Origin of the sequence: Geminocystis sp. GBBB08 (genome assembly GCF_016743215.1) — a bacterium.
In the GTDB taxonomy this organism is placed as follows: Bacteria; Cyanobacteriota; Cyanobacteriia; order Cyanobacteriales; family Cyanobacteriaceae; genus Geminocystis.
Genome location: NZ_VRZC01000094.1, coordinates 1 through 14,636, shown reverse-complemented (window position 1 = coordinate 14,636; position 14,636 = coordinate 1). Strand labels below are relative to the sequence as shown.

7 protein-coding genes and 1 pseudogene are annotated in these 14,636 nt (G+C 37.8%); 1 reads left to right on the top strand and 7 read right to left on the bottom strand.

Annotation, left to right across the window (positions count from 1 at the left end; all coding sequences use genetic code 11):
- The 4 genes from FWJ34_RS12475 to FWJ34_RS12460 all read right to left on the bottom strand — a co-directional run.
- Nucleotides 1-646, bottom strand: a 646-nt coding sequence (locus FWJ34_RS12475; RefSeq protein ID WP_308255649.1) for a 5'-nucleotidase, incomplete at its 3' end; no start/stop codon positions are given.
- A gap of 61 nt (nucleotides 647-707) precedes the next feature.
- Nucleotides 708-6,233, bottom strand: coding sequence for a choice-of-anchor I family protein (locus tag FWJ34_RS12470; RefSeq protein WP_308255648.1), 5,526 nt, complete (start codon nucleotides 6,231-6,233; stop codon nucleotides 708-710).
- A 293-nt stretch (nucleotides 6,234-6,526) separates the two neighbouring features.
- Nucleotides 6,527-6,799 carry a DUF2442 domain-containing protein gene (locus FWJ34_RS12465; protein WP_308255647.1) on the bottom strand — a complete coding sequence of 91 codons (273 nt, stop codon included), beginning with the start codon at nucleotides 6,797-6,799 and terminating at the stop codon, nucleotides 6,527-6,529.
- Complete coding sequence (locus tag FWJ34_RS12460; RefSeq protein WP_308255646.1) at nucleotides 6,783-7,016, bottom strand: DUF4160 domain-containing protein; 234 nt, start codon at nucleotides 7,014-7,016, stop codon at nucleotides 6,783-6,785. Before FWJ34_RS12460 ends, FWJ34_RS12465 begins: the two co-directional genes overlap by 17 nt.
- Nucleotides 7,017-7,263: 247 nt before the next feature.
- Between FWJ34_RS12460 and gltB the strand changes: the two genes are divergently transcribed.
- Nucleotides 7,264-11,856 (top strand): glutamate synthase large subunit, encoded by a 4,593-nt coding sequence (gene gltB / locus FWJ34_RS12455; RefSeq protein ID WP_308255645.1) that lies wholly within the window; start codon nucleotides 7,264-7,266, stop codon nucleotides 11,854-11,856.
- Nucleotides 11,857-11,928: 72 nt separating this feature from the next.
- Here the strand turns inward: gltB and FWJ34_RS12450 are convergent, their stop codons facing one another.
- The 3 genes and pseudogenes from FWJ34_RS12450 to FWJ34_RS12440 all read right to left on the bottom strand — a co-directional run.
- Nucleotides 11,929-12,870: a hypothetical protein gene (locus tag FWJ34_RS12450; RefSeq protein ID WP_308255644.1), complete on the bottom strand. Its 942-nt coding sequence runs from the start codon at nucleotides 12,868-12,870 to the stop codon at nucleotides 11,929-11,931.
- Nucleotides 12,871-12,873: 3 nt separating this feature from the next.
- Complete coding sequence (locus FWJ34_RS12445) at nucleotides 12,874-13,641, bottom strand: hypothetical protein (RefSeq protein WP_308255643.1); 768 nt, start codon at nucleotides 13,639-13,641, stop codon at nucleotides 12,874-12,876.
- Nucleotides 13,642-14,407: 766 nt separating this feature from the next.
- A pseudogene (locus FWJ34_RS12440) lies at nucleotides 14,408-14,636 on the bottom strand (hypothetical protein); the annotation flags it as partial.

Genomic DNA, 14,636 nt, shown 5'->3' with positions numbered 1-14,636 from the left:
CTTGATCTTCAATAGGATAAAATTGGGCTAAGTATTCTGCAAGAGCATCTTGCTCACCTGCAACGGCTAAACCTTCAGCTTTATTAGGTAAATTAGGGTTATCTAAGTCTTCTAACTTAACGACATTTTCAAAGTAGAAAGAAGGATAACTGTCACCACCATTGGCTAAAAAGTCGAGAATCACCATTTTATAGGTAGCATTACGATCGACTTTAAATTCACCCTGAGAGAAGATTACTTCTTTTGTACCATCAGGACGATTTAAGACGAGGTTTTGGATTCTTTCCCCTGCCACTGCAACACCTGTTGCTAATCCGTTACTATTTCGGGTGAATTGAATAGCTGTATTATCAGGATCGAAACTAAAGCTAAAACCACCAATCTGTCCGAATTGTCCGGGAGTTGCACCTTGTCTCCACTGTGCCACAAAATGCTCTGCTAAATCTTTGATACCTTGAGCAGAAATATTGGCTACGGATAGCGTATTGTCAAAACGCAAGGAGTTGGATATGTCTAATTCAGAAATGTCACCTTCTTCTTTACCCACCGCCAGATTAGCTTGGGGAGGTAGTTGAATTAACTCGTTTGTGCCACCTTCAATGTAGGAAACACCGATTTGATCACGGATACCACCGCCATTTTTCACGGAAATATCAATGTCAAAGCCATATTGGTCGGCATTTCAAACGGTTGCATCGGCGGGTTAGTCACCTCATTTGGGTTTTTTCGGTTCTCACACTGCCACGCAATCCGTTAAGATAAACTTTAGTATTACCGAAAATTGTGCCGTCTGAAGAATTGATAAAGTTTCCTACATTCTCGACAACTGCTACTATTTCAGGGTTAGCTAATTCTTTTACTTGCTCAAAAGTAGTGATACTCTGTTCATAAAGTCGATCAACTCCAGCAATATCTGTGGCAAAAGTACCACTATCATCACCAATTTTGATAATTTTACCATCAGGATCAAATTCTACAATTAACTGCCCTAAGTAACGATAATTAGCACCTGTATTGATTAAATAAACGTCATTACCATCAGCATCTTGGAAAACTTGAGGATAAGGTTGCAATAACTCAGGAGGAGTTTGAATTTCATCTTGACGGAGAGGATCATCTGTATTGCTCATGACACGATGAGAACCACCACCCATGATAATATCCACATTACTGAGTTTAGTGGCTAAAGCCTGTTCCATCTCAAACTGTTGTAAGTGAGTCATCAAGACAATTTTATTGATCCCTTGTGCTACTAACTCATCCACGAAGGGTTGAATATTCGCTGCTAAAAGTTGGGCGTTAACCTCAATATCTGTACTGGTGGGATTGGTTAACATGGTGATACCACCGATATTGGCAATACTGGGGAGATAAGGCACTACTGCACCGATAACCCCGACTGGTTCACCATTGACATCGATTACTACACTTTGAGTTAAGCTATGGGGTAAAGGATCTTCTCCTGCTGGTTTAACCAAGTTTTTGAGATTGGAACTATCGGTAGAATAGTTGAGATTAGTGGCTAAATAAGGGAAATTAGCACCTGTAAAACCAGTATTGGGATCAATTCCAACTCCTTTAAGATTAGCATTAGGAGCGATCGCATTATAAAAAGCAGAAGTTCCAGCGTCAAATTCATGATTACCAACGGCGGCGGCATCCCAACCTAAAGCATTTTGAATTAAGATGTCTGCAATGCCTTGTTGTCCATAAATATCAAGACTAGCATTAAAGAAAGGTCCAGCAATGAATAAATCTCCCGAAGCAAGTTTTAAGGTATTGTCATATCTCGCATCAAGGGCATTCATTACCGCAGAAAAACCGATGGCATCTTGTAAGGCGGGAATACCTGCTTCTTGATCTGATGCGTGGAGAATTTGTAAGGTGAAAGTAGGATTAGTATTTCTCAAAAAGGCTAATTGCCCACCTTCCACTAAACCTTCTCTGGCAATAATACCATCTCGAAGGGAATGAGCTTGGACATCAAACAGAAACAACGAACCAGGAGTTTCATCGAATAAGCGAGAAACATCAATGATACCCGAAGATTCCCAGTTACCAATATCCTTAGGTGCAGAATCCGTTTGCCCTTGGGGTACGGCAGATCGATCGATCTGAGCAACACGAGTTAATATACCTGTTCTCGGATTTAATTCCCAGATAGATGCTTCTTCTCCCGAAGTTAAACCAAATTGGTTAAAGGATTTATCTTCTTGAATGTAGATTAAACCATTATCCGCCCAGTCTAAATTATCGGGACTGCGTAAACCAAAATCAGAACCTGCAAATTGACCAGCCCCTGCATCATCTCCGTCATAAAGTATATCCACTTGAGCGGTGATATTGTTTAAATTGCTAAAATCCACATCAATTTTATAGGTTGTACCCCAACTATCACTAGGAAATAGACTATCACGACCGGTGGATGCTAAGACTGCGATCGTACCGTCATAAGGACTGGTAGCCACATCTTCGGGACGAGAAAAACGGAAGCCTCCTGCCACATTAAAAGCAAGAGAATCTTGTTTGGCTTGGGTGGCAAAGCCTAATGCGTCATATTCCCCATTTCTGGCTAAATCGGGGCGATAATAGTCAATTTCGACAAAACGTCCTGAACGTCCTTGATTTGTGCCATTGAATTGTTCAGGAGTAGTTTCTCCGCTATCGGCAACCCAGACATAGAGTTTTCCTTGGGCTAAACCGTTACGCACGAGAATATCAGCACCTTCTCCTTGTCCTTTTTCCCCTATGTATAGTAATAAGGGAGCACCACCTCGATCGTCGCCGATTAATAAAGCAATTTTGTCGGTAGTACCAGTATCTAATTCTGTAACATTTTCCCAAGCTGCACGTCCCATCGAAGGTACAGCATAGAGGGTTTTTGTGACAGGATCTAAGACAAATTCTGTACCGCCATCGGTTTCTTCTCCCATGAAGAATAAACTATCTACTAAACCACGTCCTTGCCCAAACTGATTAGCTTTGATATATTGAGCAGAACAAAAGCGGTTAATACCGTTAAATTCCAAATCACTGGCTTCGTCCACTACTTCCCCAACACGGTTAATAATGGTATTGTAGGCTAATCCAGTACCTTCTAACTCACGGGTATTTTTATTGATGTCAAAAAAACTAACACGAGCCCCTGTTAATTTAGTACCATTAGCAAGGGTGTAGGTATAACCAGCATTGGGCGTTAATTCATGGTTAGCTAAGACTCTGATGGTGTCTTCATCGAAGGCGAATGCACCTAAACCATCGAGGATACCGGGGGGGATGTAATAACCTTGACTATCTTCAAAAAGTTGTCCTATGTTGAATACTGGATTTGTTTCAAATTTTCCTAAACCTTTCATCTGTGCCGGTTGATTAGGAGGAGTAAATCCCGTCTCTATTTCAAAAATGTTGGTAGTGTTGCTAATTTCGTTAGAGACGATCAGCAAGGGTTTACCGTTAGGGCTATCTTTTGCACTGATAAAGATTAATCCTTCCGGTCCAGCATCTGTCAAGTTAGTTTCAGGATCTTGTTCAAAGTCACGGGTGTTAATATACTGAACAAATTCAGGAGTCTGAGGATTGGTAACGTTATAAACCATTACCCCACCGATACGCTCTAAACCGATAAAAGCATAAGTTTGTCCTCTGATTGAACCAACTGTTACTCCTTCTGGTTCAGGTCCTTTGTTATCACTACGATCGTCAAAATTATTGTTGGAGTTACTAGCGTTGAAATAGTTGGGAAAGGCTTGAGCGGTAATGCGTTCTAAATCGTCTCCACTATCGAAAACCAAATTTCCGTTACTATCCCAAATACTAAAAGAGCGACTGCCAAAGGCATAAATTTCGTCAAAATCTCCATCTCCATCGGTATCACCTAACGTATTTGTTACGGTTAAGCGTCCTAAATTAGTATTTTGTTTTAATTCATCGGCATTAGGGAAGGCAACGGGATCTAAAATATAACGAGAGTTACCTACTCGGATTTCTTCATTGTAAATATCCCCCTCGTCGAAACCATCTATAAGACCGTCACCAGTGGGGCGAACTCTTGCGTCTCCTTCGTTAGCGGTGATGTAATAAGTTTTACCATTGACGGAATAAGAGGCGATCGCATCTGGTAAATACATACCAAAAACTGGCACGTTACGAATATTAATGGTATTATCTCGATCGCTTGGATCAATACCGTTAGACTGGACTTGGACAATGCCTAAAGTTATGGGTTCAGGGGTATAATCAGCATTGAGGGTAAATGTACCATCACCGTTAAGAGTAATTCCCGCTACACGAAAATCATTATCGTTGATAACTGCGATCGTATTATCGCCCATGTAGGCTAAACCTTCCACTTTCTCTACGGTGTTATAACCCGCTTGATTGAGATCAACATAGAGATTTTTCTTAACAAGATTAATGCCCTGAATAGTCAATTCTTGGGGAGTCATTTGATCAACGGTTTTCAAGACTCCATTCCCTAAGTCGATGGGTGCAGATTTGTTGGTAATATTGGTTGCACCATCTAAACTAAAGCGATAGACTTTCTTTTCAATATTACCACTAGGATCGCTGTCGATCGCATCATCGTCTCTTTCAACGACTAAAAACTCACCATTACCGATATATACCGCATCCCCAATTTTATCAGGGCGAGTGTTTCCTTCTGTACCCAAATTCGGGTTATCTAAACGGTAGAGATATTCAGCAGTAGTAGTTTGGGTTTCAAGGTCAAATTCAACGATGCGAATGTTATTTAAACCGTTTAACGTGCCATTGCTGAGGGTATCAGGGTTACGAATCGGGCTTTGAACAAAGGCGTATAATTTGTTATTCTCAATATCTAAAGCAACCGCTTCAAAACCTCTGTTTTGTCTTCTTTGAGCAATAACCGCAGGTAAGGTTTCAATACCAAAGTCTCCCTCACTACCTCCTGCTGCTACTCCCGTGCCTTCCGGTACAAATCGATCGATCAAAGTACCATCGGTATTAAAATGATAAATCCCAGGGCGGTATTCGTCCACCATCCAGAAAGTGCCATCCTCAGCAACTACGATGCCTTCTAAATCTGCACCAAAAGTATCGAGACGAGTAATAACATTATTGTTTAAGTCAACGGGAATTTCATCATTATAAGGGGTGTTACCCGTACCATTGAGAATACTGATATTGGGTAAACCGCTAATAGGAGTGCCATCGGCTTGTTTGATACTAATTCTATCCGTAATAGTAATTTCCCCAGTGGCTTGATTTAACTCAAAGCGTACTATTTCAGGGCTAAAGTCTGGCAGTAAAAAAGGTCGTAAACTTCCTGTGGGTTCACCATTAGGCCCTCGATCAGTATGGGTGATAAACTTTAATTTACCATCGGCGGTTTTGCCTTCAAAAAATAAACCGGAGAAACCTCCTAATAAAATTTCTTGCCCTCCGATAGTTGTACCAATGACGGGTAAATCATCAATTTCGTAGGTTTCTAATGTGCTAGAGTTAACACTATGATCTTTAAAGCCTAAAGGGACAATACTTTCAACAATAGCAGTGGCAATATCCACAATGGCGATCGCATTATTTTCTTGTAACGTTACCCATGCCTTACTACCATTTCCAGAAAAAGTGATATACTCAGGCTCAACATCTTGGGCGACAGTGGCATTGGGGCCAAAAATACGCACTCCAGAGGAACGAAGTTGATCAATTTGACGATTAAAAGCGGTAAAGGTAGCCTCTTGTACTGTGGCGTTAGCTACTCCACTGCTTAAATCAATAATACTGACTGAACCTTCTGGGTCAAAGGTATAATTTTCATTAGGTTCACCTTCATTAGCACTTAATACCTTAGTACCATCAGGGGTAAAAGTCACCATATCAGGAAGAAAACCAACAGTTTGCTTACCTAAAAATGCTCCTGTTGTACTATTAAAAAACTGAACTTCACCCCTAGCTTGATTACCTGTAGCAGTTTTCACTATAGCTAAGGCAACGGCAACGATTCCTTCACTAACAGTACCTTTTTTACCTACCGCAACGCTATTGGGTACTAATTTAAAACCATCGCCTATACCTTGAGTGTTAAAGGGTAAATCGCCAATTTTCGTAATATTACTGGTGTTACTCAAATTCAGGATTTCTACCACATTTCCTGCCACCACAAATAGTTGTTTACTGATAGCATCGAATGCGGGGATTTCAGCACCATTTTCACTGGCATATCTACCAATGAGACTAAGATTAATGTCCATAGTTAACTTTTAACGATATTGATTAAAAAATGATGTTTTACGAACAAACACCCTATAGATTAATAGTCGTAAGTTAAATCAAGATTAAGTTTTCATTAAGGATTAACAATCCTATCAAAAAAAGATTAACACCAGAGATTTAGAGCTAATTGTTGGTTATTTTCTAAATCAGAATAAGGTAGATAATTAGTAATTAATAACTCTTTGCCTTCCTTTGTTTTACCTTCAACTAAAAAAAACTTAATCTTATGTTAATTTCTGAGAAAAAAACGGTTCAATCGAGTTTTTAAAAATTATATTTGAATCATAGTATTTTTATAAAAATCAGGAGACGGTGAACCTCTTAATAAACCTTCTACGCTAATATCTTCGTCTATTTCTTCCCAATGAATACCGTAACCACCACCACAAATTTCCCATTTATTTAATTGTTCAATATTAGCATTTAATAAACGAGGATACCAAACTAAAGGTACTTTTATCGTTCTTCCATCCATTATTTCTACGGATAAATTATCTTCATCAATTAAAACATTTTTAACTCTTATATCAGGAAAAATATTCATACCATACCTCTAAAAATTTTGTTTGATTTTCTTCTACTATTGACTGAATTTTTCTTAATTCTTTACTCGAAAATCCGATATTTCGTGCTAAAAAAATAGATGATAACCAGAATTTTGCTGATAAGTTATCTTTATCAACGTGAATATGCGGTGGTTCATTTGGTTCATGACTATAAAAATAAAAACGATACCCTTTATATCTTAATACTGTAGGCATTTACTGCAAACAAAAAACACTTGTTCTATTCTAAACTATAATATTTTTCAGAACATCTCAAGTTATAAATCGATCAACCTTCAACTTAAAAAAACTTAATCTTATGTTAAATTTCTGACAAAACATAGAGAGAAAATCCGTTAATCTTCCTATACTATGTAAATAAACGAGTTAAAGAGAAAAAAGAGCTAGACTTAATAATTTCTTTATATTTCAGCCATAAACACCAACAATTTAGGAAGCAATCATGACTTATAGTTTAATTCCAAAAAAACAAGGATTATACGATCCACAAAATGAACACGATGCCTGTGGTGTGGGTTTCGTGGTGCATAAATACGGGAAAAAATCCCATGATACAGTACAACAAGCTCTAACTATTTTAATCAATTTAGACCATAGAGGCGGTTGTGGTGCAGAGCCTAACACTGGAGATGGTGCAGGAATTTTAATGCAGTTACCCCATGAATTTATGAGCAAAGAAGCCCAGAAATTAGGTTTTGCTTTGCCTGAAGTGGGTAACTATGCTGTTGGCATGATGTTTACTTCCCCTAAAGAAGACGTGAGATTGAAAGCGAGAGCGTTATTTGAGCAAGTTGTCGCTGAAGAAGGGCAAAAAGTCTTAGGTTGGCGCGATGTGCCTACAGATAACTCAGATTTGGGTAAAAGTGCCTTAATTTGTGAGCCTTATGTACAACAGGTTTTTATCGCTAAAAATCCTAATCTCACTGATAATCTCGCCTTTGAGCGTAAATTGTTTGTCATTAGAAAGCGATCGCACGCAGTCATAAAAGCAAGTAATATTGATGTTTATTGGTATCCTGCCACCATTTCTAGCCGTACTATTGTTTATAAAGGAATGTTGCGCCCTGAGCAAGTAGGCAAATATTACCTTGATTTGAATAACCCTGAATTGCAAACAGCCCTCGCCTTAGTGCATTCTCGTTTTAGTACAAACACATTTCCAAGTTGGGAACGTGCGCACCCTTACCGCTACATCACCCATAACGGGGAAATTAACACCCTGCGAGGCAATACTAATTGGATGCACGCGCGTCAAGCCTTATTTCAATCCGAGTTATTCGGCGAAGATATGGCAAAAATTCAGCCTATAATCAACATGGAAGGTAGTGATTCCCTTATCTTTGACAATGCCTTAGAAATGTTGGTATTAAGTGGGCGCTCTTTACCCCATGCGGTGATGATGATGATTCCTGAGCCTTGGAGTGGACATGAATCCATGAATGCTGAAAAACGAGCATTCTATCAATATCATTCCTGTTTAATCGAGCCTTGGGATGGGCCAGCTTCGATCGCATTCACTGATGGTAAGCAAATTGGCGCTATACTCGATCGTAACGGATTACGTCCATCACGCTACACCGTCACTAAAGATGGATTAGTTATCATGGCATCGGAAGCAGGAGTGTTGCCCATTGAGCCAGAAAGAGTAGAATCGAAAGGAAGATTGCAACCAGGGCAGATGTTTTTAGTAGATATGGAAGCAGGGCGCATCGTTGCCGATGAGGAAGTAAAGCAACCCATTATCACCCAAAAGCCTTATCAACAATGGTTAGATCAACATTTATACACTTTAGATAAATTACCAACCCCCTGTGTGGAACAGGCTTCTAGCCTATATAATGATTTAATGCCCTTACAACAAGCCTTTGGATACACCTTTGAAGACTTGCGGATGTTGCTATTACCAATGGCACAAACAGGGGTTGAATCAGTGGGGGCAATGGGCATCGATACCCCTTTAGCAGTGTTAAGCGATCGCCCTAAATTATTGTATGATTACTTTAAACAACTTTTTGCACAGGTAACTAATCCTCCTATTGATTCCATCAGAGAAGCGATTATTACTTCCGCAGAAACCACCATCGGTAGAGAAGGAAATTTACTCAACCCTCAACCCGAAAGTTGTCACCTTATCGCCCTTAAAACTCCTGTTATCACTAATGAAGAATTGGCGAAACTGAAAAATTTAAACAGTGACGGTTTTAAAGCTCATACTATCTCAATTCTTTTCAACCCCAAAGATGGAGTAAAAGGGTTAGAAGATGCCTTACAAGCGATTTTCAATCAAGCTGATAAAGCAATTAAAGACGGATGCACCCACTTGATTTTAAGTGATCGAGGAGTAGATTATAACAACGCACCTATCCCAGCATTATTAGCAGTAGCGGGGTTACACCATCATCTCATCCGTAACGGCACTCGTACCCTTGTAGGCTTAATTTTAGAATCCGCCGAGCCAAAAGAAGTACATCATTTCGCCCTATTATTAGGCTATGGTTGCGGTGCAATTAATCCTTACTTGGCTTATGAAACCCTGAATCAGATGATTGAAGAGAATTTGTTAACAGGAGTTGACTATGATACTGCCGTCTATAACTACATCAAATCTATTACCAAAGGAGTAATTAAAATTGCTGCCAAGATTGGTATTTCTACCATTCAAAGCTATCGAGGTGCTCAAATTTTTGAGGCGGTAGGCTTAAATCAAAGTGTTATTGACAAATATTTTACCCGTACCGCTTCCCGTTTACAAGGAGTTGATTTAGAAGTCATCGCCAAAGAAACGATTATGCGTCATAGTCACGCCTTCCCTGACAGACAAGTTAACGGGCATACCCTTGATGTGGGGGGAGAATATCAGTGGCGCAAAGATGGTGAATCTCACCTATTTAACCCTCAAACTATCCATACCTTACAACAGGCAGTGCAACTGGGAGATTATCAATTATTTAAGAAGTATTCCCAGATGATTAATGATCACGGTAAGCACTTCTTCCGTTTGCGTGACTTATTGGAGTTTAAACAACGGGAATCTATCCCCATTGAAGAAGTTGAGCCTATTGAAAACATCATGAAGCGCTTTAAAACAGGTGCAATGAGTTACGGTTCGATTTCTAAAGAAGCCCATGAGTCCTTAGCGATCGCCATGAATCGCATCGGAGGTAAATCCAACACAGGGGAAGGTGGGGAAGACCCAGAGCGCTATACTTGGACAAACTCAGGAGGAGACTCGAAAAATAGTGCAATTAAACAGGTAGCTAGTGGGCGTTTTGGCGTTAATAGCTTATACCTCTCCCAAGCCAAAGAGATTCAAATTAAAATGGCACAGGGTGCAAAACCGGGGGAAGGTGGACAATTACCGGGTAAAAAAGTTTATCCTTGGATTGCTAAGGTGCGTTATTCTACTCCCGGGGTGGGTTTAATTTCTCCTCCTCCTCACCACGACATCTATTCCATTGAAGATTTAGCAGAGTTAATCCATGACTTGAAAAATGCTAATCGTGACGCAAGAATTAACGTCAAATTAGTATCAGAAGTGGGAGTCGGCACAATTGCCTCTGGAGTTGCCAAAGCCAAAGCTGATGTAGTCTTAATCTCAGGTTATGACGGAGGCACAGGTGCTTCTCCTCGCACATCTATTAAACACGCAGGACTACCGTGGGAATTAGGATTAGCAGAAACTCACCAAACTCTGTTATTAAATAACCTCCGCAGTCGCATTGTGGTAGAAACAGACGGACAAATGAAAACAGGGCGAGATGTAATAGTTGCCGCCTTACTTGGTGCTGAAGAATTTGGTTTTGCCACTGCACCCCTTGTCACTTTAGGCTGTATCATGATGCGTGTGTGTCATCTAAATACCTGCCCTGTGGGAGTGGCTACCCAAAACCCCGATCTTCGTGCTAAATTTACAGGTGATCCTGCTTATACTGTCAATTTCATGAAGTTTATCGCTGAAGAAATGCGAGAAATTATGGCAGAATTAGGCTTCCGCACTGTTGATGAGATGATAGGTCGTACTGATGTATTAGAACCGAAAAAAGCGATCGATCATTGGAAGGCTAAAGGTATCGATATTGCACCTATCCTTTATCAGCCTGAAGTTGATCCTAGTGTTGGGCGTTATTGTACCACGAAACAAGATCACGGTTTAGATCAATCCCTCGATATAACTACTTTATTGGATTTATGTAAAGGTGCGATCGAACATGGTGAGAAAGTAAAAGCTACCTTACCCATTAAAAACATTAACCGAGTAGTAGGCACAATCTTAGGTAACGAAATTACTAAGAAACACTGGGAAGGCTTACCAGAATATACCGTGCATTTACATTTTGACGGTAGTGCAGGGCAAAGTTTAGGGGCATTTGTACCAAAGGGAGTTACGATCGAATTAGAAGGAGACGCTAACGACTATATCGGTAAAGGGTTAAGCGGAGGCAAAATCATTGTCTATCCTGACAAAAAATCTACTTTTCCGGCCGATCAAAATATCATTGTCGGTAACGTTTGCCTTTACGGTGCAACCAGTGGAGAAGCCTATATTTCTGGTATTGCTGGGGAACGTTTTTGTGTTCGTAACTCTGGTGTAAGTGCGATCGTTGAGGGAGTCGGAGATCACGGTTGCGAATATATGACAGGCGGACGAGTGGTAATTCTTGGCTCAACTGGACGTAATTTTGCTGCCGGTATGAGTGGAGGAGTTGCCTATATCTTCGATGAGAAGGGCGATTTTGCTTCTCATTGCAACACGGAAATGGTAGGTTTAGAAACCCTCGATGATGCCTCAGAAATTGCGGAATTGAAACAATTAATTACCAAACATTTTGAATTTACTAATAGTAAAAAAGCCCAAAAAATTCTCACTAATTGGGAAGAAAATATCGGTAAATTTGTGAAGGTAATGCCTCGTGATTATAAACGAGTTTTAGAAGCATTAAAAGAGGCAATTAATTCTGGTTTAAGCGGAGATGAAGCATTGAATGCAGCATTTGAAGCCAACGCTCAAGATGTAGCCAGAGTCGGAGGAAGTTAATTAATCAATTGACTTTTAATTAATTTTATAGTGGGTTAATAGCCCACTTTTTATATAATTAAAGTCAAATAATTAAGATAAAGATTTAATGATAAAATCAAAATAACTCACAATTTCTTGAATTAAATGCTCAAAAACTGAATCATTAAAATATTCTTGTTTTTTTAACTCTTTATTATGTTTCAAAAAATCAATAGTTGATTCTTTTAATTTTTCTACTCCAATAATTATCAAATAGCAAGGAATATCTAATGCGGTATAAGTTTCTTTTAACTCATGACAGCAAGTCTGTAAAATAGTTCCGTCTCCAGCCAAAAAAGCATAAGTAAGATATTTGAGAAGATAATTAATTTCTCGCAAGTGCAAAGCCATTTTGCGACAATAAAATACAGAATGATCTGATACAATATTTTGTAAATGTTTTTTATACAAAACTGGTATAGAATTATTAATAATCTTAGGAGTGCTTACCGTAATAAGTAGTGAAATTTCTAATTTTATTTTACTTGTGTATAAAAATCTTTTCATTTGATCTAGGGCATTTTTGGTCAAATATTCATCGAGATTTACTTTGTTTACAGTGCTTTCCAATGATTTTATATTCATGTCAAGAACAGACATTATAGGGATTGAAGTAATGCCAAATTTTTGAGAATATTCACTTACTATCCCATCAAAATTTTCAGCAATAGCACAACTCAATTCTACTGCTGACTCACAATTTATTAAATCAAACTTTCTTGCTTTATTGAGTATATCTTCATCTACTTTAAAAACTTTAAATTTATATTTATTTTGTAATTGATTTATGATTAAATCTTCTGCATTAATTTTATTTTTTGTAGCAAGTTTACTCGAAATTTTAGCTATTTTTTCTAAACCAATATCAGTAATATATGCTTCTATATTTTCACTAACAGAAATAAGTTTAAATAAATTTTTCGCTTTTTCTACAAACTTGCTTCGCTGTAAGAATCTTTCCAATACTAAATCAGCATCAACCAATACTCGCATTCTCTATTTAACTTCTCCTCTCCGATAATCAAGAGTTTCAATGAATTCGGTTTCTACGGATTCAATACCAAGCTCATCAATTAATTCTTGTCCATCATCAAGATAATTATTATCAGGAATTATTTTGCTTTGACATAATTCTATTTCTCTGTTAATTCTAGCAATAATTTCTTCCTTTTCTTCTAAATCTTTGATATTTTCAAATATTGCTAAAGACTTCTTTAAACTTTGTTTTGCTAGTTCATATTCTCCTGTTTCATATAAATCTCCAGCAAAGTCTTCCCAAGATTGAGCAGCTATTATAGAATTACCACTTTCCTGATAATAATTAGCATTTTGTTCTTGAAATTTCATTGCTTGAATATAGTTTTTATTTTCTTTTAATAAATTTTGTGATTCACTTTGGAGATTTAAACCTTGAGTAAATAAATTTTGTGATTCACTTTGGAGATTTAAACCTTGAGTAAATAAATTTTGTTGTTTAACTTCTTCTTGATTAACAATTTCTAAAATTTCACTAGCTAAAATCCAATCTTGATAAACAATTCTTAATTCATAATCCTTTTCTTGCCAATCATCAGGAATATAAAAAGAGAGAGTATTTTGCTTCGGAAATTTAATGGATTTTTCAACGAGACACTCATTTTCTTCCGAAATAATTTTCAGAGTTAAATCATAATCCTCATTTAGTTCATTTTCAGAGTCAACTAATGTAGAACCAAGTATTCCGGGTATAAAAAAAGTTAAATATTTTGGCTTATTCTCGCTCATATACTGATCGTGTTTATTCTTGCGGGTGTAAATAAATTATAGGATAATAATCTTTTGCTTCAGCAATTACTTTTGAAATATGTAAAAGAGAGAAATATTAAACTATTTGGAAGACAAAAAAAATAAGGAAGAATTAAATAATAATGGTATTGTCAGAATGATAAGAGGATATTTTTATGAAATGAGTTGCGTTATCCAAGAATGTTATAGAACCCATTTGATATTTATACCTGTAACTAAGGTAATCAAAGGCTTTAACGAGATTAAAGCATTTCTCTTGAAATCATGACTATATAATCATTCTAAAAAAGATACCAAATAGGCTCTATACCAAGAGTTTCCGCCGTTTTGTGGCGTTTACCTAAATCCCTTACTCTGACTGTTTTTGAAGCTGTTTTTGCCCCAAAATTTTTCAAAGTACCGTTATATGATTTAAAGTCGTTTTAGTAGCGGTCATTATCAGTTATGATTCATTATTGATAATGGTTTCCGTCTTTTTGTTTCCCTAAAAATTTTTACTATTTTTTTTCATTTTTCCTTTGACAGTTTTTGTTACCGTATTACGAATTTAAGATGATTTTAAGATCGATCGTCTTATATTGTTCTCAAGCTCAAAATAAGTAAGTAGGCAAAATTAATTGTATGTTTACTTTATGAAAGACAGAAGATAATAAGCAATAGGCAACAAAGATTGTATGTTATTTTAATTAATTTAAAAATTCACAATCTATTTTGCACGAGTACTTAAGATCGATCAAACTTCTCCTCAAAACCGACTAATCATCCATCCTGCCTGATTCCCTATCTTTCCAGTTCGGGTAAAAATGAATGCTCCCCTAATCCATGTTTTACCGAATGGTTTAGTACCCACTAGGCTTTGTACTTCTTTGGTGCTGAGTATATATCCCCTTTCCACTGCTAGATCTAATTTCTCCCAATGACTGATAGGGTTAATGGGTATCATTCTTTCCACTACTTCTTCTACTCTCCCCATC

Bases quoted from the DNA above. Each gene is read 5' to 3' on its own strand.
- FWJ34_RS12470 (WP_308255648.1), bottom strand. From the start codon at position 6,233: ATGGACATTAATCTTAGTCTCATTGGTAGATATGCCAGTGAAAATGGT.
- FWJ34_RS12465 (WP_308255647.1), bottom strand. From the start codon at position 6,799: ATGAATATTTTTCCTGATATAAGAGTTAAAAATGTTTTAATTGATGAA.
- FWJ34_RS12450 (WP_308255644.1), bottom strand. From the start codon at position 12,870: ATGCGAGTATTGGTTGATGCTGATTTAGTATTGGAAAGATTCTTACAG.
- FWJ34_RS12460 (WP_308255646.1), bottom strand. From the start codon at position 7,016: ATGCCTACAGTATTAAGATATAAAGGGTATCGTTTTTATTTTTATAGT.
- gltB (WP_308255645.1), top strand. From the start codon at position 7,264: ATGACTTATAGTTTAATTCCAAAAAAACAAGGATTATACGATCCACAA.
- FWJ34_RS12445 (WP_308255643.1), bottom strand. From the start codon at position 13,641: ATGAGCGAGAATAAGCCAAAATATTTAACTTTTTTTATACCCGGAATA.